Raw genomic sequence first — 942 nt, 5'->3', positions numbered from 1 at the left:
AGGCGCAGGGGGTGCGGGCCCGTCGGGTGGCGGTGGACTACGCGTCGCATTCGGCTCATGTGGAGCGTATCGAGGGGGAGTTGGCGGAGCTGCTGGCTCCGGTGGTGCCGCGTTCGGGTGAGGTGCCGTTCTATTCGACGGTGACGGGTGGTGTGCTCGACACGGCCGGGCTGGATGCGGGGTACTGGTACCGGAATCTGCGGGGGACGGTGGAGTTCGAGGCGGCGACGCGTGCGCTGCTGGCGGACGGTTTCCGGGTGCTGGTGGAGGTGAGTGCGCATCCGGTGGTGGCGACGGGGGTGCGCGAGACGATCGAGGACGCGGGTGTCGCCGCTGGTGTGGTGGGGACGCTGCGGCGTGACGAGGGTGGTTGGGAGCGGTTCACGCTGTCGCTCGGTGAGGCGTGGGCGTACGGCGCGGACGTCGACTGGGACGTCTTCTACCAGGGCACCCGCCCCCGCCGCGTCGACCTCCCCACCTACCCCTTCCAGCGGCAGCACTACTGGCCCCGCTTCGCCGACTCCGCCGGCGACGTCACCTCCGCCGGACTGGACTCGCCCGACCACCCCCTGCTCGGCGCCTCGGTCGAACTCGCCGGTGGCGACGGACTCGTCGCCACCGCCCGCTGGTCCCTGCGCGGCCAGCCCTGGCTCGCCGACCACACCGTCTCCGGCACCGTCATCGTCCCCGGCACCGCCCTCGTCGAGTCCGTCATCCGAGCCGGTGACGTCCTAGGCGTCGGCAGCGTCGACGAACTGACCCTCCAGGCCCCCGTCGTCCTCCAGGAACGCGGCGAGGTCCAGGTCCAGATCGGCATCGGTGACGCCGACGACTCCGGATGCCGCCCCGTCACCGTCCACACCCGGACCACCGGCCCCGACGGCGACACCGAGGACCTGTGGACCCTGCGCGCCCAGGGCACCCTCGCCGAGCCCGGCGCCC

1 protein-coding gene is annotated in these 942 nt (G+C 72.7%); it reads left to right on the top strand.

The genetic code is table 11. The features are described from left to right. The coding region (locus B7767_RS49060) for an acyltransferase domain-containing protein (RefSeq protein ID WP_256923817.1) at nucleotides 1-942 on the top strand (942 nt) is incomplete at both ends.

The organism is Streptomyces sp. 13-12-16 (assembly GCF_002114215.1).
Classification (GTDB): Bacteria; Actinomycetota; Actinomycetes; order Streptomycetales; family Streptomycetaceae; genus Streptomyces.
The sequence above is the reverse complement of the archived record's forward strand: the minus strand, read 5'-3'. Positions and strand labels throughout refer to the sequence as shown.